The 24,559-nt window shown below is 36.7% G+C and carries 24 protein-coding genes; 14 read left to right on the top strand and 10 right to left on the bottom strand.

From position 1 onward, the window contains the following. Positions 1 to 21 precede the first annotated feature (21 nt). Positions 22 to 1,065 carry an AI-2E family transporter gene (locus G7Y57_RS03135; protein ID WP_165020709.1) on the bottom strand — a complete coding sequence of 348 codons (1,044 nt, stop codon included), beginning with the start codon at positions 1,063 to 1,065 and terminating at the stop codon, positions 22 to 24. Positions 1,066 to 1,241: 176 nt separating this feature from the next. Between G7Y57_RS03135 and G7Y57_RS03130 the strand changes: the two genes are divergently transcribed. The 5 genes from G7Y57_RS03130 to G7Y57_RS03110 all read left to right on the top strand — a co-directional run bounded on the left by G7Y57_RS03130 (position 1,242) and on the right by G7Y57_RS03110 (position 6,332). Continuing rightward, positions 1,242 to 1,778, top strand: coding sequence for a Hint domain-containing protein (locus G7Y57_RS03130; RefSeq protein ID WP_165020708.1), 537 nt, complete (start codon positions 1,242 to 1,244; stop codon positions 1,776 to 1,778). Positions 1,779 to 1,800: 22 nt separating this feature from the next. Beyond that, positions 1,801 to 2,619: a hypothetical protein gene (locus G7Y57_RS03125; protein ID WP_165020707.1), complete on the top strand. Its 819-nt coding sequence runs from the start codon at positions 1,801 to 1,803 to the stop codon at positions 2,617 to 2,619. Positions 2,620 to 2,676: 57 nt separating this feature from the next. Then, positions 2,677 to 5,028 carry a GH92 family glycosyl hydrolase gene (locus G7Y57_RS03120; RefSeq protein WP_165020706.1) on the top strand — a complete coding sequence of 784 codons (2,352 nt, stop codon included), beginning with the start codon at positions 2,677 to 2,679 and terminating at the stop codon, positions 5,026 to 5,028. A 96-nt stretch (positions 5,029 to 5,124) separates the two neighbouring features. Then, positions 5,125 to 5,559, top strand: coding sequence for a PaaI family thioesterase (locus G7Y57_RS03115; protein ID WP_165020705.1), 435 nt, complete (start codon positions 5,125 to 5,127; stop codon positions 5,557 to 5,559). A gap of 101 nt (positions 5,560 to 5,660) precedes the next feature. After that, a complete protein-coding gene (locus G7Y57_RS03110) occupies positions 5,661 to 6,332 on the top strand; it encodes a hypothetical protein (protein ID WP_165020704.1) in 672 nt (223 codons plus the stop codon). Between the two features lie 435 nt (positions 6,333 to 6,767). Here the strand turns inward: G7Y57_RS03110 and G7Y57_RS03105 are convergent, their stop codons facing one another. The 3 genes from G7Y57_RS03105 to G7Y57_RS03095 are packed head-to-tail and all read right to left on the bottom strand — an operon-like array spanning position 6,768 to position 8,691. Beyond that, positions 6,768 to 7,127, bottom strand: coding sequence for a GntR family transcriptional regulator (locus G7Y57_RS03105; RefSeq protein WP_165020703.1), 360 nt, complete (start codon positions 7,125 to 7,127; stop codon positions 6,768 to 6,770). Positions 7,128 to 7,142: 15 nt separating this feature from the next. Further along, positions 7,143 to 7,871: a hypothetical protein gene (locus G7Y57_RS03100; RefSeq protein ID WP_165020702.1), complete on the bottom strand. Its 729-nt coding sequence runs from the start codon at positions 7,869 to 7,871 to the stop codon at positions 7,143 to 7,145. Beyond that, entirely contained in the window at positions 7,864 to 8,691 is an 828-nt protein-coding gene (locus tag G7Y57_RS03095; protein WP_165020701.1) for an ATP-binding cassette domain-containing protein, read from the bottom strand. The genes G7Y57_RS03100 and G7Y57_RS03095 overlap by 8 nt, the downstream gene beginning before the upstream one ends. A 175-nt stretch (positions 8,692 to 8,866) precedes the next feature. Here G7Y57_RS03095 and G7Y57_RS03090 point away from each other — a divergent pair, with 175 nt between their 5' ends. Beyond that, positions 8,867 to 9,766 (top strand): helix-turn-helix transcriptional regulator, encoded by a 900-nt coding sequence (locus G7Y57_RS03090; protein ID WP_165020700.1) that lies wholly within the window; start codon positions 8,867 to 8,869, stop codon positions 9,764 to 9,766. A 401-nt stretch (positions 9,767 to 10,167) separates the two neighbouring features. Beyond that, on the top strand, positions 10,168 to 10,470 hold the full coding sequence (locus G7Y57_RS03085) for a hypothetical protein (protein WP_165020699.1): 303 nt from the start codon (positions 10,168 to 10,170) through the stop codon (positions 10,468 to 10,470). A gap of 72 nt (positions 10,471 to 10,542) precedes the next feature. Here G7Y57_RS03085 and G7Y57_RS03080 read toward each other — a convergent pair whose 3' ends face one another. Next, positions 10,543 to 11,457, bottom strand: coding sequence for a dimethylarginine dimethylaminohydrolase family protein (locus G7Y57_RS03080; RefSeq protein ID WP_165020698.1), 915 nt, complete (start codon positions 11,455 to 11,457; stop codon positions 10,543 to 10,545). A 129-nt stretch (positions 11,458 to 11,586) separates the two neighbouring features. Between G7Y57_RS03080 and G7Y57_RS03075 the strand changes: the two genes are divergently transcribed. Next, positions 11,587 to 13,392 (top strand): alpha-L-fucosidase, encoded by a 1,806-nt coding sequence (locus G7Y57_RS03075; RefSeq protein WP_165020697.1) that lies wholly within the window; start codon positions 11,587 to 11,589, stop codon positions 13,390 to 13,392. Positions 13,393 to 13,462: 70 nt separating this feature from the next. On the opposite strand, the gene G7Y57_RS03070 is transcribed toward G7Y57_RS03075, so the two are convergent. Both G7Y57_RS03070 and G7Y57_RS03065 read right to left on the bottom strand, forming a co-directional pair. Next, positions 13,463 to 13,858: a hypothetical protein gene (locus tag G7Y57_RS03070; RefSeq protein WP_165020696.1), complete on the bottom strand. Its 396-nt coding sequence runs from the start codon at positions 13,856 to 13,858 to the stop codon at positions 13,463 to 13,465. Beyond that, on the bottom strand, positions 13,855 to 14,409 hold the full coding sequence (locus G7Y57_RS03065; RefSeq protein WP_165020695.1) for an RNA polymerase sigma factor: 555 nt from the start codon (positions 14,407 to 14,409) through the stop codon (positions 13,855 to 13,857). Before G7Y57_RS03065 ends, G7Y57_RS03070 begins: the two co-directional genes overlap by 4 nt. Positions 14,410 to 14,564: 155 nt before the next feature. Between G7Y57_RS03065 and G7Y57_RS03060 the strand changes: the two genes are divergently transcribed. The 6 genes from G7Y57_RS03060 to G7Y57_RS03035 all read left to right on the top strand — a co-directional run bounded on the left by G7Y57_RS03060 (position 14,565) and on the right by G7Y57_RS03035 (position 22,058). Next, positions 14,565 to 14,948, top strand: coding sequence for a DUF6249 domain-containing protein (locus tag G7Y57_RS03060; protein ID WP_165020694.1), 384 nt, complete (start codon positions 14,565 to 14,567; stop codon positions 14,946 to 14,948). 2 nt (positions 14,949 to 14,950) lie between these two features. After that, positions 14,951 to 15,301: a hypothetical protein gene (locus G7Y57_RS03055; RefSeq protein WP_165020693.1), complete on the top strand. Its 351-nt coding sequence runs from the start codon at positions 14,951 to 14,953 to the stop codon at positions 15,299 to 15,301. A gap of 238 nt (positions 15,302 to 15,539) precedes the next feature. Then, the gene (locus tag G7Y57_RS03050; RefSeq protein WP_165020692.1) at positions 15,540 to 18,023 is read left to right on the top strand and encodes a TonB-dependent receptor domain-containing protein; all 2,484 of its coding nucleotides are present in this window, start codon (positions 15,540 to 15,542) and stop codon (positions 18,021 to 18,023) included. A gap of 164 nt (positions 18,024 to 18,187) precedes the next feature. After that, positions 18,188 to 20,464 carry a GH92 family glycosyl hydrolase gene (locus tag G7Y57_RS03045; RefSeq protein ID WP_165020691.1) on the top strand — a complete coding sequence of 759 codons (2,277 nt, stop codon included), beginning with the start codon at positions 18,188 to 18,190 and terminating at the stop codon, positions 20,462 to 20,464. Between the two features lie 76 nt (positions 20,465 to 20,540). Further along, on the top strand, positions 20,541 to 21,083 hold the full coding sequence (locus tag G7Y57_RS03040) for a hypothetical protein (protein WP_165020690.1): 543 nt from the start codon (positions 20,541 to 20,543) through the stop codon (positions 21,081 to 21,083). 75 nt (positions 21,084 to 21,158) lie between these two features. Beyond that, positions 21,159 to 22,058 (top strand): DMT family transporter, encoded by a 900-nt coding sequence (locus G7Y57_RS03035; protein WP_165020689.1) that lies wholly within the window; start codon positions 21,159 to 21,161, stop codon positions 22,056 to 22,058. Positions 22,059 to 22,109: 51 nt separating this feature from the next. On the opposite strand, the gene G7Y57_RS03030 is transcribed toward G7Y57_RS03035, so the two are convergent. The 3 genes from G7Y57_RS03030 to G7Y57_RS03020 all read right to left on the bottom strand — a co-directional run bounded on the left by G7Y57_RS03030 (position 22,110) and on the right by G7Y57_RS03020 (position 24,323). Continuing rightward, positions 22,110 to 22,763, bottom strand: a complete 654-nt coding sequence (locus G7Y57_RS03030; protein ID WP_165020688.1) for a YceI family protein — start codon at positions 22,761 to 22,763, stop codon at positions 22,110 to 22,112. Between the two features lie 146 nt (positions 22,764 to 22,909). Further along, positions 22,910 to 23,428 carry a DUF2867 domain-containing protein gene (locus G7Y57_RS03025; RefSeq protein ID WP_165020687.1) on the bottom strand — a complete coding sequence of 173 codons (519 nt, stop codon included), beginning with the start codon at positions 23,426 to 23,428 and terminating at the stop codon, positions 22,910 to 22,912. Between the two features lie 25 nt (positions 23,429 to 23,453). Then, the gene (locus tag G7Y57_RS03020; RefSeq protein ID WP_165020686.1) at positions 23,454 to 24,323 is read right to left on the bottom strand and encodes a cation diffusion facilitator family transporter; all 870 of its coding nucleotides are present in this window, start codon (positions 24,321 to 24,323) and stop codon (positions 23,454 to 23,456) included. Between the last annotated feature and the right edge of the window lie 236 nt (positions 24,324 to 24,559).

Below are 24,559 nucleotides of genomic sequence, written 5' to 3'. Positions count from 1 at the left end.
AGTTTTAAGGTCGAAACCGGTTTATTCTTCTTTTAATATGATTTTTTCTGATCGTTTTCCCTTTTCATCGATATATTTTTCTTTAAACATATTAAAGAATAATGCAAACACAGATAACAACAAAGGTCCGAATATCACACCCCAAAAACCGAATAAAGACAGACCTATTATAACACCAAATACAGTGATCAACGGGTGAGTATCGGCCATTTTTTTCTGCAATAAGAAACGAATCAGATTATCAATATTGGTAATAATAATCAGTGCATAAGCTGCTAATCCGATAGCAGAACCCCAGTCTCCCGTCATAGCTAAATAGGCAGCCAAAGGAAACCATACCAAAGCAGTACCTAACAAAGGAATAATGGTTGCAAAGCAAGTAAGGAAAGCAAATAATACAGGATTAGGTGCTCCGAAGATAAAATAACCGATTCCTGCAATTGCCCCCTGAATCACAGCCAGTAAAGGAATACCGATAGCATTGGAAGTAACCATCATTTTCATTTCGCCCAATACACGCCCCCTATCCTTCTCTTCGAACGGCATAACATCATAAAGATAAGATTCCATTTGTCTGCCACCTATAAGCATAAAATAGAGCAAAAATAGCATAACAACAGCATTGATAACGAAAGTACTTATCTGCCCCACTACCATTTGTCCTGCAGAGGTAATAAAAGAGGCCATAGTCGATATATTATCACTGGCAAGCAGGTTATATCCTGTCTTTGTATGAATTAGATCTACAAATTGCTGAATACTAGCTATGAATGCAGCCGGATCAAGATGAATGCTTTGTAATTGATTTATTATTAACCAAATGGCAACGAATGCCGGAACAAGGAAGCATAACAATACCTCACCGAGAATTACTATGGCAGCCAGACTTTTTCGCCATTTCCTTTTCTCAGTCAAACGCATCATTTGCTTACGTACTAATATATATACAGTAAAAGCCCCTAGAAAGCCGCTAAGAAATGGCAAAGACTCACGAAATATAAGAAACCCTAATATTATAATAAGGATAACGAGGGAATACCTCCAGTATTTTTCTTTTATAGTCATTGGTGTTTATTTAAAATTTTAGATTGTTTATTCAAGCTATTAAGTTAACATAATATTTATAAAATATGTTCACAACATTCCATAATATACATTTATAGTGGTAAAATCTAAATACAGACAAGAAGGATTTCACAATATACTTCCTATCTTTGTAGATAGTATCAAATATTATTTATATGACAAACAAGGCTTTGTTATTTATCATCACCAGTTTTCTCTGCATAAATATAACAGCTCAAAGCGACAACGTTGTCTCTCATTGTTTAGCGGCGGGCACACAAATAAGAATGTGGGACGACACGATGAAAGACATTGAAAATATACAAGTGGGAGATAGTATCATGTCGTTCGATGTCGAAACACAAAAATATTCGACTTCCAAAGTAAAAAAGGTATATAGCGTTATGCATTCCCGTTTGATTCGTATTACACTAGCAAACGATATGCAGATATTAACGACTTACGATCATCCTTTTCTATCGACTAACGGATGGAAATCGCTTGATCCGAATCGTACTAAATCCTACAAACGTTACGACGATGTAGAACAATATAATATAGGTGACAATTTGCTTTATTACGATATTGTAACGACTAATTATTCAACAATAAAATCGATAGATGGAATAACTACTCCAACAAAGACTTATTCGCTCGAACTGGAAGGGGACGGGGCTTTCATCGCTAATAGTTTTCTAGTAGGACAAGAATAAACACAATTTAAGTAACCTTAAAATGAAAAGAACAACACTCTATTTATTTATCTTAACATTCTGCATAACATGGATAAGTTGTGACAATGAAAGTAGGAGTAACAGGAATAATATATATGCCCGACTCAATGTTCAGAGCTATAACGTAACTACATACGAAATTGATTCAAGCGGTGTAGAGGAAAGTATCGGAAGAATAAATAAATCTGTTGAATTTGATGTCTACGGAAACATTCTGAAAGAATTCGCTTCCGATATAGGGCAAACAAGCACATTTGAATATAATGACACTCTATTAATCAAAAGAACAATCAGCAGCGCGACAAAAGGCATATTATCCGTAATTCAGACATCTTATCTGAACAATCAAAAAATAGACAGCCTTTTCAATAAAGACTCTAAACTCTATGCAAAAGTAACAAGCTATCGTAACAGCCAAGGTCGGGATACTTTAGTAACACGGTTCGATCAAAACAATCAGTTAGAATATAAAGTAACCTGTATCTATGATGAAATCGGGCTAAAAGATATGACAACCCGTTCTAATACTGATACAGTTTACAAACAGCGAATAAATGACGATAAACTTCTACATATATTTGAAAGCAAGAATCTGGAAGGCAAATTAATCGCTCGTGAAACAATATTGCATAATAAAAACGGCGACGAAATAGATTTTCTATATGAAAGTTTCATATTAGAAGATGCACCAAAAATTACACACCGAAAAACCACTTATCTGGATAGTGGCCTGACAGAAGAAGTTGTCACCCTCGATGCAAAGGGAAAACCAATACGTAAGGAGAAATATAGCTATCAAATGTTTGATGGTGAAATCTAAAATAATACAATAATCTAGACTTATAATTTCACACAATAATATAATTAAACTGACATCATGAAAAAACTTTTTTTCTCTGTAGCTTTAGCTGGTCTGGTCCTTGTAGGATGTAAGGATAAACAAGCTGATGCCCAGAAACCTGATTTAACACAGTACGTAAAGCCGAATATCGGCACGGCTCATAGCCGCTGGTTCTTTTACACACCTGGCGCCAAACCTTTCGGGATGGCTAAGCTAGCACCGTCTACCGATGGTCATTATGGAAACAAATGGGGCTGGGAGGCTGTTGGCTACGACGATCGCCATACATCGATAGAAGGCTTTGCCAACTTTCACGAATTTCAAATCGGAGGGGTAGTTTTTGCACCAACTGTTGGAGCTTTACAAACCAAGCCGGGAAAATTAGAAAACCCAGAGGACGGTTACCGTTCTAATTTTGATAGAAAAGACGAATTCGCAACTTCAGGTTATTATAGTGTATTGCTAAAAGATTACAATGTAAAAGCCGAGCTAACGGCAACTGATCGTGTTGGCTTTCACAGATATACCTTCCCTGAATCGAAAGAGTCTAATATAATTTTCGATATTGGTCACCGTCAGGGTGAAAGTGGTGCTGTACAAGATGCTAAGATAACATATTTCGAAGATGGTCGCATCGAAGGATATGTAACTACTAAGCCCGAATATGTAAAAAAATATCAACAGGAAGCCACTGTTAGCATGTATTTCTCAGGTGTAATAGACAAACAACCTACTGCCTATGGAACATTTATCGATAGCATTCCCACAGCCGGACAAAAAGATATTCAAGGCATAGGAGCCGGTTTATACCTTACATTCGATACTAAAGCTAACGAAGCTGTTAATATCAAAGTAGGATTGTCGTATACTTCTATCGAAAATGCGCGACTAAATCTCGAGAAAGAGGCAAAAGATCTTGCTTTCGATCAAGCTAAAGAACAAGCTATCGGTACTTGGAATGACTATTTGAACCGCATTAAAGTAGAAGGCGGCACGGAAGACGATAAGGTGAAATTCTACACCGGGTTATTTCATGCCCTACTTGGTCGTGGTCTGGCCAACGACGTAAATGGAGCTTATCCAAAAAATGACGGAACAGTAGGTCAGATACCACTCGATGCGAACGGTCTTCCTGTCCACAACCATTACAACACTGATGCTATATGGGGCGGATTCTGGAATCTGACGCAACTATGGGCTCTAGCATACCCTGAATATTATGCTGATTGGGTACAGAGCCAACTACTTGTATATAAAGATGCAGGTTGGTTAGGCGATGGTATCGCTACAAGTAAATATGTTTCGGGAGTAGGCACAAACTTTACCAGTTTAGCCATTGCAGCGGCATATAATGTTGGCATCCGCAACTTCGATGTGGAACTAGGATACGAAGCTGCCCGCAAAAACGAATTAGGTTATGAAGGTCGTATTGCAGGAGCAGGCAAAATGGATGTCGGAGCCTTTGTTAAACGTGGCTATGCTCCATATATAGTTAGCAAGCCGGGTATGGAAGAGTTGACAACCGAAGGTTCTCCATTCGGAACATCTCACACTCTCGAATATTCGTTCAGTAGCTATGCTGTTGCACAAATGGCTAAGGCATTAGGAAAAACAGATGATTATGAGCAATTAATGAAATTGTCGAAAGGATGGAAATTAGTATATGATCCATCCACCAAATTTATGAGACCTCGCGACGAAAAGGGAGAGTTTATTAAAGATTTTGACCCGACTAAACCGTGGACAGGATTTCAAGAAGGTAATGCATGGCAATATACATTCTATGTTCCTCATGATGCTGAAGAATTGGTAGAGCTTATAGGAAAAGACGAGTTTAACAGCCGTCTGGATAGCATATTCACCGTATCGCAAAAGAATATATTCGGCGGCGGAACAAACATCGATGCTTTTGCCGGATTAGAAGGATTGTATAATCAGGGTAATCAACCCAACCTGCATATTTCATGGCTATTCAACTTTTCAGGACGTCCTGACCTAACTCAAAAATGGGTACGTGCAATCTGTGACGAATTCTATGGAACAGAAGGTATTCACGGATATGGTTACGGACAAGACGAAGACCAAGGCCAACTAGGAGCCTGGTATGTAATGGCCGGAATTGGTTTGTTCGATGTAAAAGGATTAACTGCACCCGATCCGTCATTCCAAATCGGCAGTCCGTTATTTGATAAAATAACAATCAAATTACCGGAAAACATAAGGAAAGGTGAATTTGTAATAGAGGTTGAGAATAACTCGAAACAAAATATCTATATACAAGAAGCCATTCTCAATGGAAAACCTGACGAAAGTCTGAGAGTTCCGTTTTCCGCTATCGTAAATGGTGGTACACTTAAATTAAAAATGGGACCTGAGCCTAGAAAATAAGTGAAATTAATATAAATTTGAGCCGTGGTATCGATAAGATATCACGGCTCAATTGTTTTATTTTTACATTTGTGCATATAATATTCTTATAAAGAAATGAAAATAGATACTAATCAGGTAAAAGAGCATATAAAAGATACTTTGATGGAAACGCTCGATATATTTTTCATCGAAACAGAAGATCCGAATACTTTAGAGGCAACAATGCATGTGTCTCAATACCATACTCAGACCATGGGCGTGCTGCATGGCGGAGCGACTATAACATTAGCCGAATCGGTAGCAGGCGTAGGGTCGAATGTATTATGTGCAGCAGATGAGCGCTGCTTTGGTATGCAGATAAGTGCCAGCCACATATCGACCGCACCTATGGGCGATACTGTACGTGCCATCGGAACTATACAACACAAAGGCAAAGCAACTCACGTGTGGAATGTGGATGTCATTTCGGAAACAACAGGCAGGCTGGTTTCGACTATCCGCATAACAAACGCTGTGGTAAAAAAGGTTATATACACTAAAAAGAACTAAAGAGTAATCAAAAAATCGGCATACGGATTAAACCTTTTAGTACTATCTTTATCTTAGATAGTAAATAGCACTATTAACACTATACCTAAAACTGAACTATCATGAAAAAGTATGCAATTATCGTATTCTTCTCTATACTATTTTCTGCTTGTGGAACTACTCGTATAGCAGATGTTAGCAACCTAAGGATGGGCATGAATCCCGACGATGTAGCCCAAATTATGGGTAATCCTGTGCGAATTCTATCTAGTAATAACTACTCTGATGGGGTTCAAGAAGTATATCAGTATATAAACTATAGAAACGAAGCATATGCTATTGAATTTTGGAATAATAGGCTGTCGGGTTATGATTTTATGTATGTGGTAGCTGAGCCGATGCCTCCTATGGGTGTTGCTCCAATGTACCCCATCTATCCGGTACATCCTGTACAACCTTCACCTGGAAGGCCTCCGCAAGCTGTCAAACCGGCAAAACCGATAAAACCAGGGAATAGTATCCGTCCGGGAAGTAGTGGAAATGTTCGTCCGGGCACAGCGGCAAACACTCGTCCTGTATATGACAATACTGGTAATAAAAGACCTACAACAGCAGGCACACGCCCTACAACAAATCAAGGAACAACACGCCCAAGCAATAATACAACCACCGAAAGACCAACAACATCAGGAAGTAGTTCTGATTCGAATCAATCAACCTCCGGTGGCAGAAAAGAAGCAGCTTCAAGTACTTCCGATAGTGAAAAAACCAAAACTTCGGGCAGAGGTAGATAGATATAAAAACTTAAGTCTTTATATAAATAACGTGAGTTCGATATAAAGAAAGGAGTAAAACTAATAAAACATTTAGCTGAACCTATCATGCCGATACACAGTGAGGAATCTATAATATTCTGAAATGAGGAGTAATACAGATCCCTCACTGTGTATCGGGATGACGAGGAGAGAAAGATAGGTACAGACTCATAATTATATGATGCTTATATTGAATTCACGTCAAATAATAAACAAACCCTGTCTCTTTCATTAGAGACAGGGTTTATTTTAATAGTGTTTGTACAAATGGAGACAAAATATCTCCTTTATTTATCCGAATTATGTACCGGATGCGATGGAATTAATTGCCTGATAGACCATCACAGCGAAAAAGACTACAATAACTGCGATCATAACTATTAATATTTTATTTGCATATTTTTTCATAACACTCTATTTTTTAGATTTTTCATAACGATCTACCACTTCTTCAATCGTAATACCCAACAGATCCATTGCCTGAAAAGTTTCAGGAAGAGTCTCTTCAAAAAACTCTTTCTTTTGGAGTTTTGATATTTGCTTCCGGGCATCCACAGAGACAAAATATCCCATGCCACGCTTCGGATAAATAACTTCTTCGCTTTGCATATACTCGAAAGCACGCATGGCTGTATTAGGATTTACCTGCAACATCCCGCCCAATTCGCGTACCGAAGGGATGCGCTCATCCTCTACCCACTCACTAGTTAGTATTTTCTGAAAACAGAATTCTACTATCTGCATATATATAGGTTTACTTGCTTTGAAATCCATAATTTTCTTTTTTTGTTAAATTTCGGTTTCTCTCAGTTTGAAAAAAGATATAACCCACATACCGATAGGAAGCACCACACCCGACATAATATCCCATTTGTCCGATACTCCAAGACTAAATTTATATTTTAGCATACCATGTTCTGGGCCATATAGGGCTACTACACTACCAAATACAATTGCCAGAACTAAAGAAAAAAGAATCAGAGCCAGACAGACTTTGGCAAATGCATAACGTCGGAAATAAAAATAGCCTAAGAAAAATATCGATTGTACCACTAACACTTTATGTATCCTGTACCATGATATTTCAGATCCGAGATCTAAATCTTTTGCATGAGCATTCAGTGCTTCAATGGGAAGAATGGAAGATATGCCCGACAATATGAACAAGATAGAAATACATAAGAATGGAATCAAAAAAGCATACTTCAAAAATAAACTTAAGAATTTTTCGAAAGTAGATGCAGGAAGCATAAAATCAAAAATAGAATTATTCTTACTAATATTTTTTCCTAACAAGCACGGAGCAAATATTATTACAAACATATAGAGAATGGGTATCAAATCGCCCAAACTGTTAGAATCGGTTGCAACAAAAAGCACAGTAGATATAATATAAATTGCTACCGAAGCAGCTATCAGATAAAGATATTGCATTCTGTCAGCAACAATATTCCGTTTCTCCAGGTTTATAAATCTTTTTATATTAAATATGGCATCCATAGTTTCAAAATTAAACATTAAACAATCCTTTTATTCTATCTTTATTATTCACAACCGCATTAAACAATGCTTCTATGTTGAGAGTACTCTCTTCTCTATCAGCATTAATCTGAACTGATAAATAACCCTGTATAGATTGTTCGCAATAAAGAGCATCGATTGGTTTTACAGCACTGTGAGTGAAAAGAAGTTTCTGAGTAATTTCTTCTACCGAATTATTCAATAATACCTGATTACGATCAAGAATAATAATAGGATCGATTAAACTTTCCAAGTCGCGAACCTGGTGGGTTGAAATAACAATACATCTTTCTTCATCGTAAGCCGAAGCTACAACTTTTCTAAACTGGCTTTTTGAAGGAATATCCAATCCATTTGTCGGTTCATCCAACAATGTGATTGGGGTATTAATGGCCATTGCATAAGATATTAATGTCTTTTTCTTCTGTCCGAATGAAAGCTCCGACATCTTCCGATCATTCTCTACCTGAAATTCACTCAGGCATGTATCGAATTGCTCCTGACTGAAATTAGGATAAAAAGCCGAATTATATTTTACGAACTCATTAATACTAATTGCAGGGGCTTGAAATTCCTCCGGCAAGAAAATCATTTTTGATAGCATATCCGGATTTCGATAGACCGATTTATGTCCGAACACCTCACAACTCCCCTCTTTGGGAAATCGCAAACCACTAATAATGTGCAACAAAGTAGTCTTACCTACTCCATTCTCACCCAATAAGCCATATATCCCACCCTTCAATTGCAATGAGACATTATCGAAAATAGGACGCGTCTTCTTATAATAAAAACTAAGATTATTTATTTGTATCATATCCTAACGATTTAGTGTATTACATAACTAGAACACTGCAAATATATAACAATATTTTAATATTCCAAAAAAAAATTCTATATTTACACATACACAATTTAGAGTAAGAGAATTTATTTTTAAATTTACGGCTGAATTCAAGACTTTCAGATTAATAGAGAATTAATTCGACACAATGGCAGGAGTATTATATGCACACGAGCATACAAGTTGTTACAACTACGATAAACCAGAAAAGCCAATAATTCAAGGCTTTACAATAAATAAAGGACAAGGATGGAACTTCTTTTCAGAAGACAGCAAAATCATCCTTATCACAAAAGGGCAACTTTGCCTTTCTTTTGGAGATTTTTCTGATAGAATAATCTCTAAAGGTGAATTTCTGCATTTACCTTCGGGCTATCAATTTACATCTAAAGCTAAGGAGAGTACAACCCTGCTGATTTTAAAACTTACTTCGCTTACAAAGCTTTGCGACTGTTTTGCCACAGAAAATCTCCTATTAGAAAAAGATAAAGATGCCGACTTCAAACATGATTTAACATTCCTAACCATGAACGAAGTTGCATGGAACTACACTCAGGGCCTTGAATTCTACATGAGAGACGGTTTAAAATGTGTCTTTTTGCTTAATGCGAAAATTAAGGAATTCTTTTACATACTGCGAGGTTACTATACTAAGAAAGATCTTTTGGATTTTTTCTATCTACACTTAACGAATGATATCAGTTTTTCCGATTTCATTCATCAAAATCATCATAAAGCAAAAACAGCACAAGAACTAGCAGACTTGTCGCACTATAGCCTATCGGGATTTCAAAAACGATTCAAAAGAGTTTTTGGCATTTCGGTCTATAACTGGATGCTTGAACAACGAGCCAGAAACATTCTACATGAAATAAACGGTAGTGCCAAGTCTTTCAAAGAGATAAGCAACGAATATGAATTCTCATCCCCATCACATTTTAATAACTTTTGCAAAACCCACTTTAGAGCAACTCCCGGAGAAATACGTGACAGTGGCAAGATAGAAACATTCCTCATCCATACAGAAAAGAAAGAAAGGTCGAAATAGTATATATTCTGGCTGATATCTGTAATTCACATAAAGTTAAAACCACGTATATTTGCATAGTCTTTTTAAATAAATAAAAAGAGTGTGCTGAGTAATAAAATTGAATCCTGTCGTGAGATTTGGATTACAATTAACTCTATTGTGTAGTTTTGTAAAGTTTGTGTTAAGGTTGGGAGTCTACGAAGGGATTTTGTGGACTTCCTCATTTTTTTTTCATCGCTACCACATCTCTTGACTGATAAATACAATCTCAATTAATCACTATTATCTTCGGAATAAATTAGATAAGATAAATTACTAATTATTTATAAACTTTTGCTTCTATGAGATTGTTAAATTGATAATTGAAGTATATTTGAAACAACAAGTAGAAAATGTTTAACTTACAAAATAGAGAAGTTATGAAGGGATTTTTAGTGGGATTGGCTGTTGGCGCACTAGGTGTATACGCAGCATTGAAGTTAGTAGACGAAGAAAAAAGAGAAGAATTGTACGAGAAAGCGCACAAAGCAGCAGATAAGGCTAAAATAGAACTAGATCACGGTTTGGTTATTGGCAAAAGCAAAGCTTTACGTGCAGGCGTTATTGCCAGACAAGAAGTACGAAAAGGCAAGAAAAAAATCAATCAGGTAGCAGGCGATGTGGCCGGTAAACTAGCTGACGAATTAACAGAATTTGAAGCAAAGGCTAAAGCCAACGCTTAAGCATATACATAAAAAAAGAAAGGCTAAGACTATATTCGTCTTGGCCTTTTTTATGCTATAGCATTTAAATACTCATTCTCTTATTAAGGGTAAAGTAGAACAACGTAATAACCCTCCCATCTTCGATATTTCATAATAAGGAATGCTTTCTACTGTTATCCCCCATTCATTAATCATAAACTGATTCAGTCTGCTAAATCGCTCTTCACTTACTACTACAGATGGCGATATAGAAAATATGTTGGTATTCATATAATACATTTCTTCCTGTGTTACTTCAAAGACATTTCCTTTGCCAAAGAAATCGATTAAATAATTATAATCATTCGGGTTGCGAAATCCATCTTTGTAGATTATTGCTTTGCCATTTCCGACCGGCATAAAGGTACAGTCGAGATGTAGAATTCCTTTACGAGGATCTGTATCATTCTTTTCCAACTCAAGAGGTACAAATGTTTTATTAGGAAATAATTCTTTCATAAAATCTATTGCATAGGCATTTGTCCGTGCTGTTTTGAAGTTCGGATAATCATCCGCCGTATATGTACCCACAAATACAACATCATTGTATAAAACGACATCACCACCCTCTACGTGCGCTTTCTCCGGCAAATTATATATCTTATTAAAAGCAATCTTACTATAAATAGGAGCATAAGCCTCCTGCTCATCCGCTCGCTCGGGTATTATATTCGATGTTATTATTTTATCGTCTATCACAAAAGCAACATCCCGGGCATATACCTGATTACAATTAGGTAAAATAAGCGGACGAAATACTTTTACCTCATATTTCAGTAAAACCTGCTCAAAAGCACTCATTTCAGCAACAATATCCTCTTCACGAGGATAAGTATTATTTTTAACCGATTCATACGATTTAGCATCATAAGTCTCGTTTACGGCCGGATCTTTTCCGATAGAATACGGTTGACCTAATACAACAGTTTTCAATCGTGCTGTCTCATTCTGTATATTCAGATTCATATCTTTTTGTTATTTGAGTCTAAAGATAATGCATTTAAGTACAAAAATAGTAACAATCAACCAAGTCTTATTTTATACTTTAGTAACATTTTTCTATCTTTGAAAATATTTTAATAATTAAATCTTATCATGAAGAAGAACCTATTTACAATTATTTCTGTACTACTCCTATCATCATTTATGGTACAGGGTCAAAATCAGAAAGTAGAACCGACATGGGAGTCTATAAAAGAACGTGGATATCCTCAATGGTTTGGCGATGCAAAACTTGGAATCTTCATCCATTGGGGGCTATATTCAGTTCCTTCGTGGACTAAAAAGGAAGGCTATTCCGAGTGGGCCTACAAAGGCTGGCGTGACGGAGGATCTCAAGCTGTAAACTTTGCAAAGAGTGTATATGGTCCTGATTTTAAATATGAAGATTTTAGAAGCCTATTCAAAGCCGAAATCTTCAATCCACAAGAATGGGCAGAGCTCTTTAAACGCTCAGGAGCAAAATATGTAATACTGACATCGAAGCATCACGACGGATATGCCTTATGGGGTAGTAAATATTCTCCGGGATGGAATTCGGTAGAAACAGGCCCTAAACGCGATATAGTAGGAGAACTGACTACTGCCGTAGAAAATGAGGGACTAAAGATGGGATTATATTACTCACTACCTGAATGGTCTAATCCATTGCATTACTGGGAAATAGACCCTAACGATTCTATAGCTCGTTATGTTGATCAACATATGATACCTCAATTCAAAGAAGTAATAGGTAAATATAAACCTTCCGTAATATTTACCGATGGAGAGTGGTGGAATAGTGCAGAGCAATGGCATGCCCGTGAGCTTATCGCATGGTACTACAACTTAGTAGGCAAAGACGCTATCGTCAACGACAGATGGGGATCTGGTGCCGATTATGGCTTCAAAACTCCCGAATACAGTGCAGGTATTACAATGACAGACCGCCCTTGGGCAGAGGTTAGAGGACTTGGACGTTCTTTTGGACTAAATAGAAATGAACCTTTAGAGAATTACCTAACAGAAGAAGACCTTATTCATCATTTTGCTTCGTTGGTAGCCAATGGTGGTGGCTTAACGATAAACGTAGGCCCTGCGGGTGACGGACAAATACCATTATTGCAACAGGAAAGACTAGTACAACTTGGCGAATGGCTCAATGTTAACGGCGAAGCTATTTATGGTACACATGCTTATAAGAAACATATCGAAGAAAAGCCTATGACCATTAATCGAATTGACTCTACTATCAACTTCAATTGGGTACGTAATTCTCCCGATCCGCGAATCCGTGTTGATAATTTCACAGGAGAATGGACTGGATATATTGCCCCTAATTATAGCGAGGAGTATACTTTTACAGCTAAGGCAGACGATGGTGTGCGTGTTTGGATAGACAATAAGCTGATTATAGATCAATGGAAGAAACAAGATCAGACATCAGATGGATTTGTTCAAGGTGCTCAAACTACACAAACCCATAAGAACAGTATCAAACTGAAAAAAGGCGTAAAATATCCTATTAAAGTAGAATATTTCGAAGACGTTCAAAATGCTTCTATTGTAGTTAACTGGTCTTCTAAATCTCAAAAGGAAGAGGTTATTCCACATACCGCTTTTTATACTGATAACACACCAAATGCACCTCATGGCTTGAATGCAACATACGGTTCATTGAAAAACTATATTGCCTATACTCAAAAAGAAAATAATATTTATGCTATCCTACTGGAGTGGCAAGACGATAAATGTGTATTGAATATAGACAAACCCGCAGATAACTCTATTGTTACACTGCTTGGTCGCGAAGGTAATTTACCATGGACTTATCAGAACGGACAAATGATAATAGATGTGAGTCCTATCAAATTTACAGAGATTCCTTGCCGCGCAGCTTGGACTTTGAAAATAGCACAATAAGAAATTCTTAAAAAAGCCCCTGAATAAATATTTATTCAGGGGCTTTTCTAGTAGTGATATGTAAGTATTTTCATTGATGCTTATGTTCTTTATTCCACAAATGTTTGCGGATAAGAGTATCACCGATCAGTAAAGCAAGAGCAATACAAGATACCGATATAATGGACGAGCTAAAATTCAAAGATGAGAATCCAAAGTTCAAATCGCTTTTCAACATTTGCAGATCGCTATTTGGTGACCACCCTAAGATATAAAAAATAAGTGCCGGAATACCGAATATCCCTACAACTCCTGCAACAACACTTAGGAGCATTACGATTTTGGTACGAACTGATCGCTCACTTTTTTGTTTCTCTGCAACCATTTGTATCTGCTGCATAAGGCGATCCTCAAAGTCGATTGAGGGTTCGGTAGAATTTATTTCATGAAATAAACTCCTTAGTCTATCACTTTCATGCTTCTTCATTGTTGTATGAGTTTATTTATTTCAAAGTTCATAATTTTTCTTGTTCTGTGCAACTTTACTTTCACGTTTGCAATGCTATGACCTGTTATTTGGCTAATATCCTGTATGCTATGATTATTCAGATAAAACATTGTAATCATCAAAGCATCTTCGGGCGATAACCGACTTAACACTGTATCAAGACACTGCATACGCTCCTCATGGCTTATTTCGTCTATCGATTCGGTAATATCTTCATCTTTTATATTTTCAGAATGATCTTCGAAAGCTACAAAATCATGTTTACGCTTGCGTAACTGCGATATTGTTGTGTTATAAGCGATACGATAGAGCCATGTACCAAACTCAGATTCTTCGCGGAATTTATCCAATGATTGAAAAACCTTTATAAAAACCTCCTGAGTAATATCTTCCGCATCAGACTTATTGATAACAATTTTGCCGACAATAGTAAGCACCATTCTCTGATAACGGCGTACTATATGCACGAATGCATTAGTATTACCGTCCTTTACTTGGCGAACAAAATATATATCATCGAAATCTGCCATAACCGTATGACGCACTATGGTGGTAAAGGTTACAAATGTAGAATAAAAAGATTATAGAAAAATATTTTTGATATTATTGTAACCTTCTCAAAAGTAGTGCGTCAAAATGAGCAAACGAAACAACGAGAATGTTTAACTTTTAATATTATAAATTTATGAATGATTTAGCTCCTATTTTAGTTGTCGGTATTATAGCATTTGCTATTTATCGTCTTTTTGAATTGTTTGTTCGTCGTGGCGAACGCATGGCAATAATAGACAAATTAACGGAAGGTCTTGATATGAAAGCCCTAAGTAATCAATTGAATTTGCCTATACTTGAAAAAGGCTCTGGTTCGTGGGCTATTAAAATTGGCATGTTGCTTTTAGGAATAGGTTTCGGAGTTGTTGTTGCAGTTATAGTAGATATGTCTACCGAAGGCATACGGGTTACAGATAATGCAATACATGCCTTTTATCCGGCTTGTGCTGCTGTATTTGGCGGACTGGGATTAGTCATTGCCTATTTTGTAGAAAGAAAAGGCAGCAAAAAAGATTAATTATGAAAGGGATTATAGGGATATCAATTACTGTCGTGCTTATTACTCTGTTAGCCATCGGTTGGTTTTATATGAGGCAAACGGGTTCCTTTACGGACAGAAATCCCGATAAAATAAACCTTTGCCGTAAAAGCAGCAGTGAAATAATTATTTCGTGGAAAGATCCAGATTTGAAAATAAATAGATTTCGCGCATCGCGAAATGAAGACGATACAGTACATGTTTCCATTGGATTTGTTAGAAATGAAAGCGATGATAATAGTGTCACAGTGAGTATCGATACCCTCAAAGATCGGTATATAGAGTTACATGGCGCAGTATACACAATCAGCGAGATACCTGTTTGCAGATGAATAAGCATTGATTACACAAGTTCAGTTTAGTTAAAAATAGTGATTTTTTAAAAGGGTACTAATAGGATTATTAGATACCCTTTTGTTATTAACAATTACTTTGATCGGTGATATCATTAAAAAACAACGTGATTATTAATTGTTAAAAATAAGAAAACAAGACTCATTATTTACAATAAAATGATAACATTAGCGCTTTGTTAAAAATATCTATAAAAAACACTACATCCTTAAACCTATGAGAATACGCTTCTTATTACTTCTGTTGTTGGCATTTGCAGCAACTACTATCTCTGGTCAGGTAAAACCTGATGCGAATGTCACCATCAAAGGTCAACTGGTAGACTCCCTAACAAATGAGACAATACCCTATGCAACATTAAAAATTGTAGAGAAAGGCAATCCAACAAACGTTGTAACGGCTCTGCCCTCCGACGAGAATGGAAATTTCAAATTCTCTATGACTAAGAAAGGAGAATATCTTATGGTTATTCAGTTCATAGGAAAAACAGAAATAACAAAACCGATTACGATTGATGATCAGAAACTGTTAGATCTGGGTAAAATACAGATGGCTGACGATTCTCATGTTTTATCCGAAATAGTCGTTTCAGCACAGCGCCCATTGGTAAAAGTCGATTTTGATAAGATAACATATAACCTCGAAGGCGACCCCGAATCGAAGACGAACAATGTACTGGAAATGCTAAAGAAAGTACCGATGGTTACTGTTGACGGCGAAGATAATATACAGGTAAAGGGATCGTCAAGTTTCATTATATACATGAATGGTAAACCATCGAATATGATTACCAGCAACCCGAAAGATGTATTGAGAAGCATGCCTGCAAATACAATCAAAGATATTGAAGTGATAACCGAACCCGGAGCTAAATATGACGCAGAAGGGGTAGCCGGAATTATTAATATAATCACTCATAAGCAATCATCTTTGGGTGGATACACAGCAACACTCAATGCCGGAGCAAACAGTCAGGACGGATTTAATACCGGTGCATATCTGTCATTGAAATATGGTAAGATCGGTTTTACGGGTAATTACAATATATATACGTACAATAATCCGAGAGGTGCTCAGACATCATTCAAAAACTTTTTTTATGACGATGCGGAAAAGTATACTCTGGAAAACGGAAGTGGTAAAAACAAAGGTAACGGACAATATGGATCAGGTGAATTTAGCTTCGAAATGGACACACTCAACCTTATCAATGTCGGTTTCAGTAGATATGGCGGAAAGAACACTTCTCTTAGCGATCTGATTACTGAACTACAGGATGTCAACTACAATTCCATTTACAAATACGAACGTGACGGTGAATCAAGAAACACGTATGGAAGTACCGACCTTAATGCTGATTACCAACGAACCTTTCATAAAAAAGATCAGTTATTAACTTTTTCTTACCGCTTTAGCACCTCTCCAGTAGATAGCAAATCGAATAACATAGTCGATATTATTAGCGGAACGCCTCCGGGATATGCAGTAACTAACAGACAGTTTTCGGATGCCTACATGAGAGAACATACTTTTCAGACAGACTTTACTGCACCCTTTGGGAAAATACATACTCTCGAAGCCGGGGTTAAATACATTATCCGCTTGAATAATAGTAATAGTGGCCAATCCAATATGGATGATGCCGGCAATTGGATACAAATAGATTCTTATAATGATGAATTCAGACATCGTAACGACATACTCGCCGCCTATAGTAGTTACAGTGCAAAAATAAAGAAATGGGGATTTAAAACAGGGCTACGTTTCGAAGCAACCAAGTTGGATGTGGAATTTCCAATAAAAACAGAAATGAATTTCAAAACTGAACATAATGATCTTGTACCTTCGGCAACCGTAACGTACCAGTTGAAACCAACGCAGAATATTCGTTTTGGCTACAACATGCGCATTTCGCGTCCGGGCATCCGACAACTAAATCCTTACCGAAACACATCTAATCCGAATTTCATACAATACGGTAATCCTGATCTGGATGTAGTGAAAAGCCATTCTATTAGTTCGAACTATATGTTTTTCAATCCCAAGTTGAATATCAACCTGAATGCTTCTTATAATTTTGAAAACAATTCTATTGAGACTGTTAACAGAATAAATAATGGAATCAGCGAGTCTACTTATGAAAATATAGGTGAAAATAAAAACCTTAGAATGTCTGTCTATACAAATTGGACACCTAGCATGAAACTACGAATCAATAGCAATATATGGGGTGGATATACCGACATCAAAGCCAATAATGGATCAGGCTTAGCCAATAGCGGATTCGATGCCGGCGTTTACGGCGGAGCTCAGTATACTCTACCTTGGACATTGAAAGCAGGAGTCAATGCCGGTTACTTTGGCGCAAGAGTGAATCTACAAGGGAAATATTCCGCATTTAATTTTCATAGTTTAAGCCTTATGAAAAGTTTTATGTCTGACAAGCTGACATTTAATTTATATGCACAAAATCCGTTTAACGATTCTTTCAAGTTCGAGAACATTATCGATACAAGAGAATTCCATTTCGAATCACAAAATACAATATACCGCAGACAATTCGGCATTAGAATTTCATTCCGTTTTGGAGAAATGAAAGCTCAAATTAAGAAAACAAAACGCGGTATTACAAACGATGATGTTATGTCAGGCGGTAGTGATCAAGGAGGTGGACAAGGAAGCGGAGGACAAGGGCAATAAAGTTATTATTCCATAAATACAAAATGATAGTAATACCTCACAGATCTAAAATGCTGTGAGGTATTTTTTGTTATACTATTATTTTGTATATACATACTTAATTAAATGCGATAAATTTACTAACTTCGAGACTTTAATATAATAATAAAACCAATTTCTAAACCATGAAAAAACAGCTTATTTTCGCTGCATTTATCACGTCGGCGTGCCTTATATCGTGCGGTGATAAAAAACAGCAACCTACCCCCATTAGTAATGCAAATTTAGTTCAATACGTAGACCCTTATATAGGTTCGGGGGAGCATGGACATGTATTTGTAGGTGCAAACGTTCCATTTGGAGCTGTGCAGGTTGGACCAAACAATATTTTTAAAGGTTGGGACTGGTGCTCAGGCTACCATTATTCTGATAGTATAGTTATAGGTTTCTCGCACACACACCTTAGTGGCACAGGTTGTGCTGATCTGGGCGATATACAAGTAATGCCATATACGGGTGAAATACGCACAAAAAGAGGCGAACAAAACAATATAGAAGGAGCATATTCTTCGTATTATAAACACGAAAACGAGTCCGTCCGTCCCGGTTACTATTCTTTACTAATGGATAATGGAGTCAAAGCCGAATTAACAGCCAGCGAACGTGTCGGTTTCCACAAATACACCTTCCCTAAAACAGAGGATGCTTCACGTATTATGATTAACCTGAAAGAAGGTAACGATGATAAAGCTATTGACACATACATCAAGCTGGTAGACGAATATACAGTTGAAGGATACCGGATTTCTACGGGATGGACACCTCATCAAGAAGTTTACTTCACAATGAAAAGTAACCAGCCGATCAGTAAAATAGCTGTCTTTGACGACGACACCCCGAAAGAAGGCAATGAACTGAGGACAAAAGGTGTAAAAGGAGTCCTGTCATTCGATAAACCGTTGGACGAAATAATGTTAAAAGTCGGTATTTCATCTGTCAGTTGTGCAAATGCATTAGAAAATTTAAATGCAGAAATAGCCGATTGGGACTTCAATAAAATAATATCTGATGCTGAAGCAAAATGGAATAAAGAGTTGGCAAAAGTGACAGTGGAAACAAATGATGAATCTGCTAAGAAAGTTTTCTATACAGCAATGTACCATGCTTTTATCGCTCCCAATTTATACCAAGATGTAAATGGCGAATTTCGAGGTATCGATAAGAAAGTATATAACACGAATGGTAAATTCAAGAACTATTCTACCCTATCGTTATGGGATACATATCGTACTGCTCATCAATTATACACGATTCTACAGCCAGAGCGTGTAGATGATTTCGTAAACTCAATGCTAAGCATATACGACCAACAAGGCAAATTACCCATCTGGCCACTTGCCGGAGGCGAAACAAATCAAATGCCCGGTTATAGTGCCGTACCTGTAATAGCAGATGCATACCTGAAAGGATTCACGGGATTTGATGCAGAACGTGCTTTTTCTGCTATGAAATCGTCTGCTACAAACCCAAATCAGAAAGCAGTTCCTTACCTTCTTGAACGTGGTTATATCCCTTGCGACAAAGAACACGAGGCAACATCTATCGCAATGGAGTATGCCGTGGACGATTGGGGCATTGCTGCTATGGCTAAGAAAATGGGTAAAACAGAGGATTACGAACATTTTCTGAAACGTTCGATGTATTACAAAACTTATTTCGACCCTGCAATAGGATTTATCCGACCTAAAATGGCTGACGGCACATGGCGTACGCCTTACAGTCCGATCAAATCGGTACATGGTGTAGGCGATTTCTGCGAGGGTAACGGATGGCAATACACGTTTTTCGCACCGCACGACCCTGAAGGATTAATCGGATTATTCGGGGGCGACGATCAATTTGTTGCAAAGCTCAATAGTCTATTCATTACCGAAGGAGACTTAGGAGCTGATGCTTCGCCCGATATCTCGGGACTGATCGGACAATATGCGCATGGTAATGAGCCGAGCCATCATGTTGCATATCTTTATAGCTTTGCCGGACAACAGTGGAGAACAGCAGAGAAAGTGCGCTATATTATGGATCATTTCTACACCGACAAACATGATGGAATAATAGGTAACGAAGATTGCGGACAGATGTCGTCATGGTATGTTATGTCTTCTTTCGGATTCTATCCTGTCAACCCTTCGAATGGTGTATATGTATTTGGCAGCCCTTTATTCGACAAGGCAACCATAGCATTGCCCGAAGGAAAAACATTTGCAATAGAGGCGATCAATAACAGTAAAGAGAATATATACATACAATCGGTAGAACTCAACGGACAAAAGTATGATAAAGGTTATATCCTACATCAGGATATCGCAAAAGGTGGAACACTGAAATATTATATGGGAAAAGAGCCAAATAAGAATTTTGCTTCATCACCCGATAATCGTCCTAAATCATTTATGAACTAAATAAAACATTTATAAACCACTTATGCCTAACAATTACTCGGTATAAGTGGTTTTTATACATTTCTAAAATATGCACATGAAAAAACATTATCCTTTAATATTAATTGCAACAATTAGTATCTTACTAGTATCTTGCTCTCAAAAAGATGAATCTCCGATAATTAGCTATATTCAATCTACTGACGGGACGGTAAATGATATTGATATCAAGATTGAGAAAATAGAAGAAATAAAAAAAATTACTGTAGCGGATAGTCTTACTTTCTATGCACACGAAATTGAAAGACAAAAAAATCTTGCTGATGAAAAAATAAAGCTATTGGAAATACTATTGCAACGATATAATGATGGGCTGATAAAGGAATATAATGATCCGACACGAATAGCATATTACAACCGTAAAATAGCACAAAAAACGAATGAAATAAATAACTACGAAAAGGAAAAATCATCATGGGTAAATCCTTATGAGAGTATGCAACCAGATGAAGTACTAGCATTACTTGTTAAATGTACCTATAAGAAAACATTTGCCTCAAATGGTAAAACAATCGAATATACGGAATATTTCAGACTGTCGCGCGATAAAATGAAATGTTATGGAAGGACTAGTATATAAGGATAAAAGAATCTTTAGCTAACATCCAAAATTTCATCCTATATACTATCTTTACATCCGATTTAGAATATAGAAATGAAGCAAGCATTCATCAAACTGCATTTATCGATCCTCATTGCTGGATTTACCGGTATATTCGGGAAATTAATAACCCTCAACGAAGGATTACTTGTCTGGTATCGAATGCTAATAACAGCTATTCTACTTTTCTTTATGCTGTGGATAAGTAAGAAACTGCAACGCGTCCCGCTTAAAGATATGCTTCGTATCGGAGGCGTAGGATTATTGCTTGGTTTGCATTGGGTATTCTTTTATGCCAGTATCAAAGCTTCGAATGTATCGATTGGTGTAGTCTGTTTCTCCATTGCGGGATTCTTTACCGCAATATTCGAACCGATTATCAATCGCCATCGGATCTCATTTAAAGAACTACTTTTTAGCATTGTAGCCCTTTTTGGTATTTTTCTCATCTTCCATTTCGATACTCGCTATCGTACCGGAATTATTCTGGGTACAGTATCTTCTGCATTAGCTGCATTATTTGTCATAACGAATAAAAAAGTAAGCATAACATACAATTGGGGTACAACATTATTCTACGAAATAGTAGGCGGATTTGCCTGCTTAAGCCTGTTACTACCAATTTACCTGCATTTCTTTCCGGTAGGTTCTTTCGTGCCGAGCAAATTAAACATAATATACTTATTACTTTTCAGCCTTGTATGTACTATTGGCTTATATATGCTGCAAATACAAGCACTCAAACACATATCTGCTTTCACACTCAATCTTAGTTACAATCTCGAGCCGATATACAGCATTATCTTAGCCATGATTATTTTCGGAGAAGCAAAAGACCTAGATCCTGCATTCTATATCGGATTAGGACTCATTATACTATCTGTTATATTACAGATGTGGAGTGTTATGCGTCAACGAAAAAAGAGTCTACAAAAAGAATTTATGCTGGAATAAAAAAGGCACAAACCCCAGTTGGGATTTGCGCCTTTTTTATTCAATTACTTATTATTGAGCTGCTTTAGCTACAATAGTTAGTTGTATTTCCATATCATCGCTGATTGCTTTATCTTTCAAATCGGCAAAAATGCTTTTCGAACCATAATTAACACCCCATTGGGTACGATTGATAGAGAATGGTTGAGATACCGCTTTATATACATCACCATCTTTTGTTATCAATGCATTGAATGAGATGTTTTTCTCAATACCTTTCAATGTAAGATTGCCACTTATACGATGTGTTACAGAATCGTTACTGGTTACAGGCTCTACTGTAGTTATCTCGAATTTTCCTTCCGGATATTTCTCTACATCGAAAAAATCGGCACTCTTCAAGTGACCTACCAACATTTCTTTTTGTTTAGCATCCGAAAGATCTTCATCAATAATATTATTCATATCTAAAACAAAGCTACCCGAAGCTATATTTGTTCCATTAATTGCCAATTCAGCAGATTTAATACCTAAAGTACCATGGTGACTGCCACCTACTTTAAAACCTGTCCAATGAATTGAAGATTGAGATAAATCGACTTTAAGGGCTTGCCCTTCAGCAGAAGCTACTGCTTGTGCGTCAGCACCGTCCACTTTATTTTTTGCATTGTTGCTACACGAGGCAGCAAATATTAACGTTAATGCTAATAGATAATACGCTTTCATAAATATATGTACTTTAAATTAGTGTGAAAATTATTTGAAACTGTAATATAAACAGTTAACATACACAAAAAGTTTACCTATAATGTATAGTTAGTTTCTATTAGCTTATGTGCCTATAATTAACTTAGTGTCTTAATTCCACTAAATTAGAAAAGTTTTTTCATTTGTCGTTTAATCTTGTATAAGATAATTATATAGTGAAAAGGTAGGATTGTATAGAAATACAAGAATCCCAATTTATTATGAAACTGTACGACTGTCGAATATTTAATAGTGCTAAAATTATCCTCATTTTCAATTATACGAATAGAGAAATACATCGTCAGATGTGAGTCGGTTAAGCAGAAAATAGTCTCGTCCTCCGATTTATCAGGGATACTCATCATATCGAAGCTTTCGCCCGAGCGAATACATTCAACAAGCTTGGCTTTAACATCAACCTCCGATTCAGAATGCTTTAGTCCGAAAGGTTTTACCAGCCAATTGCGAAGGCGAAACAACAAACCAATCCATTTAGGTAAATCAGTCCAAAAATCAACCTGTAAATCGTCTGCTGTCAGATTATCAGAATGAGGCACTTCGCAATAAAATGATTCTTTATAGGAAGATGGTAAATATTTAAAGATCAGATCATCTGAAACAATACTCGTTCTACTTACTTTCATTGATTTACAGAATATTAAATTGAATTTAAAATGATGGTTCTATATGAATCAATACATCCGCTATTTCAGGCTTTTCTTCAATCAATTCACGTTTCAATTGGTGTGCAATATCATGTCCTTGCTTTACAGTAAGGTTTTTATCGACAATAATATGCAAATCGACATAGTATGTCATACCTGTTTTTCGGATAAAGCATTTCTCCGTATCAAGTACACCGTCTACTGTTTTTGAAAAATTACAAATATCGTCTACCATATCGTCATACATATTCTTATCCATCATCTCACCCCAAGCAGGTTTCAATATCTTATAGCTATTGTATAAAATAACAAACGAGGCAAGTAAAGCTGCCCAATCGTCGGCAGACTCGTATCCATCACCCATTATTAAGGCAAATGATATACCGATGAAAGCTGCAACGGAAGTAATAGCATCGCTACGGTGATGCCAGGCATCTGCCTTGAGAGAGGTGCTATTTGTCGAACGGGCTCTTCGCATCACGATATGATACGATACTTCTTTCCAGATAATGATCGGACCTAAAATAAAAAGTGTAAATGGTTTAGGCAATGCATGAGGGGTGCGAATATTGGAGATACTTTCGATGAATATAACTGTAGCCGATGCCACAAGAAACCCCACAACAGCAAAGGTTACAATCGCCTCAATACGGCCATGCCCATAAGGATGCTCTTTATCGGCAGGTTTGTTTGCATACTTTATACCAAATAAGACTAAAACGGAAGAAAATATATCGGCTGTAGATTCTATTGCATCTGCAATAAGTGCGTAAGAGTTCCCGAAGTATCCGGCCAGCCACTTAACTAAAGCAAGTCCACTATTACCTATAATACTAAAATAAGTCGCCCTGACCGCAGTCTGTTCTTTATCCATTGTATTTTACTCTATTAGGAAAGTAATAGTTACAAAGATAAGTTTTGTTATGCTAAATCTGCTTACAAAAAGAACTATTATTCCCCTAAAGTAATTAGTTCCCAGAGATGTATTTATTAATAAATAGTTTTAATTAAATAGAATATATACGCCTCGATCCCTTGTTCACGTCAGTATATATCATTATTTTTGCTAATAATTGAATACTGTTTAATATCTACAATAAAAACAAATTA

The organism is Dysgonomonas sp. ZJ279 (assembly GCF_011039205.1).
Classification (GTDB): domain Bacteria; phylum Bacteroidota; class Bacteroidia; order Bacteroidales; family Dysgonomonadaceae; genus Dysgonomonas.
The sequence above is the reverse complement of the archived record's forward strand: the minus strand, read 5'-3'. Positions and strand labels throughout refer to the sequence as shown.

Bases quoted from the DNA above. Each gene is read 5' to 3' on its own strand.
- G7Y57_RS03085 (WP_165020699.1), top strand. From the start codon at position 10,168: ATGAAGGGATTTTTAGTGGGATTGGCTGTTGGCGCACTAGGTGTATAC.
- G7Y57_RS03045 (WP_165020691.1), top strand. From the start codon at position 18,188: ATGAAAAAACAGCTTATTTTCGCTGCATTTATCACGTCGGCGTGCCTT.
- G7Y57_RS03035 (WP_165020689.1), top strand. From the start codon at position 21,159: ATGAAGCAAGCATTCATCAAACTGCATTTATCGATCCTCATTGCTGGA.
- G7Y57_RS03095 (WP_165020701.1), bottom strand. From the start codon at position 8,691: ATGATACAAATAAATAATCTTAGTTTTTATTATAAGAAGACGCGTCCT.
- G7Y57_RS03100 (WP_165020702.1), bottom strand. From the start codon at position 7,871: ATGTTTAATTTTGAAACTATGGATGCCATATTTAATATAAAAAGATTT.
- G7Y57_RS03115 (WP_165020705.1), top strand. From the start codon at position 5,125: ATGAAAATAGATACTAATCAGGTAAAAGAGCATATAAAAGATACTTTG.
- G7Y57_RS03135 (WP_165020709.1), bottom strand. From the start codon at position 1,065: ATGACTATAAAAGAAAAATACTGGAGGTATTCCCTCGTTATCCTTATT.
- G7Y57_RS03025 (WP_165020687.1), bottom strand. From the start codon at position 23,428: ATGAAAGTAAGTAGAACGAGTATTGTTTCAGATGATCTGATCTTTAAA.
- G7Y57_RS03090 (WP_165020700.1), top strand. From the start codon at position 8,867: ATGGCAGGAGTATTATATGCACACGAGCATACAAGTTGTTACAACTAC.
- G7Y57_RS03040 (WP_165020690.1), top strand. From the start codon at position 20,541: ATGAAAAAACATTATCCTTTAATATTAATTGCAACAATTAGTATCTTA.
- G7Y57_RS03065 (WP_165020695.1), bottom strand. From the start codon at position 14,409: ATGGCAGATTTCGATGATATATATTTTGTTCGCCAAGTAAAGGACGGT.
- G7Y57_RS03060 (WP_165020694.1), top strand. From the start codon at position 14,565: ATGAATGATTTAGCTCCTATTTTAGTTGTCGGTATTATAGCATTTGCT.
- G7Y57_RS03030 (WP_165020688.1), bottom strand. From the start codon at position 22,763: ATGAAAGCGTATTATCTATTAGCATTAACGTTAATATTTGCTGCCTCG.
- G7Y57_RS03050 (WP_165020692.1), top strand. From the start codon at position 15,540: ATGAGAATACGCTTCTTATTACTTCTGTTGTTGGCATTTGCAGCAACT.
- G7Y57_RS03020 (WP_165020686.1), bottom strand. From the start codon at position 24,323: ATGGATAAAGAACAGACTGCGGTCAGGGCGACTTATTTTAGTATTATA.
- G7Y57_RS03130 (WP_165020708.1), top strand. From the start codon at position 1,242: ATGACAAACAAGGCTTTGTTATTTATCATCACCAGTTTTCTCTGCATA.
- G7Y57_RS03105 (WP_165020703.1), bottom strand. From the start codon at position 7,127: ATGGATTTCAAAGCAAGTAAACCTATATATATGCAGATAGTAGAATTC.
- G7Y57_RS03120 (WP_165020706.1), top strand. From the start codon at position 2,677: ATGAAAAAACTTTTTTTCTCTGTAGCTTTAGCTGGTCTGGTCCTTGTA.
- G7Y57_RS03055 (WP_165020693.1), top strand. From the start codon at position 14,951: ATGAAAGGGATTATAGGGATATCAATTACTGTCGTGCTTATTACTCTG.
- G7Y57_RS03080 (WP_165020698.1), bottom strand. From the start codon at position 11,457: ATGAATCTGAATATACAGAATGAGACAGCACGATTGAAAACTGTTGTA.
- G7Y57_RS03125 (WP_165020707.1), top strand. From the start codon at position 1,801: ATGAAAAGAACAACACTCTATTTATTTATCTTAACATTCTGCATAACA.
- G7Y57_RS03075 (WP_165020697.1), top strand. From the start codon at position 11,587: ATGAAGAAGAACCTATTTACAATTATTTCTGTACTACTCCTATCATCA.
- G7Y57_RS03110 (WP_165020704.1), top strand. From the start codon at position 5,661: ATGAAAAAGTATGCAATTATCGTATTCTTCTCTATACTATTTTCTGCT.
- G7Y57_RS03070 (WP_165020696.1), bottom strand. From the start codon at position 13,858: ATGAAGAAGCATGAAAGTGATAGACTAAGGAGTTTATTTCATGAAATA.